This window comes from Vibrio sp. M260118, assembly GCF_036533755.1.
Lineage (GTDB): Bacteria > Pseudomonadota > Gammaproteobacteria > Enterobacterales > Vibrionaceae > Vibrio.
Map to the genome: position 1 here is coordinate 1 of NZ_JATABG010000666.1, position 721 is coordinate 721.

At 39.9% G+C, this 721-nt stretch carries 1 protein-coding gene; it reads right to left on the reverse strand.

Features of this window, described 5'->3' with window-relative positions; all coding sequences use genetic code 11:
• Nucleotides 1-452: pyruvate kinase (locus QTO00_RS20420; RefSeq protein ID WP_331426371.1), on the reverse strand; the 452-nt coding region annotated here is incomplete at its 3' end.
• Nucleotides 453-721 lie beyond the last annotated feature (269 nt).

Consider the following 721-nt stretch of genomic DNA (forward strand, 5'->3'; position numbering starts at 1 on the left):
GCACCGTTGTTAAGAACTTTACACTGAACTTCAGTTTCAGTAGTAGCGATAACTTCCATTTCGATTAGGCCGTCATCGACTAGGATAGTGTTGCCTTCAGAAAGGTCTTTTGCGAAACCTGCGTAAGTTACAGCAACAGTTTCTTTGTTACCAACTACTGAAGTGTCAGTAGTGAAAGTGAACTCTTGACCAGCGACTAGATCAACGTCATTGCCGCCTTCTAGTTTGATAGTACGAATTTCAGGACCTTTAGTATCAAGAAGGATAGCGAGTTGCTTGCCTACTTTATCCATTACTTCACGGAAGTTCGCGATACGAGTGCCGTGTTCTGCGTAGTCACCGTGAGAGAAGTTCAGGCGCATTACGTTCATGCCTGCATTTACTAGCTCAGTTAGCTTCTCTACAGATTCAGTTTTAGGGCCAATCGTACATACGATTTTGGTCTTTTTCATGGAAGATATTCTCCGGTCAATATAGTTACAATTTGAAAGTCGGTTATTGGTCTGAAACCAGGGCCATTAAATAAGCATTTTGTGCCTGCTTATGCTTCATGATTTTGATAAATCATTCAGGCTTCAGAACTGAAAGTCTTTCACGTAGTTTAGTCATTTTATGACCAACTTAGTGTCATAATTAGCCGTATTTTTGTGACAGCACTAGGATATAGTGGGTGTATTGCAAAAAAATAACGGTCAATTCTGTAATTTTTTTTCTTTTAGGG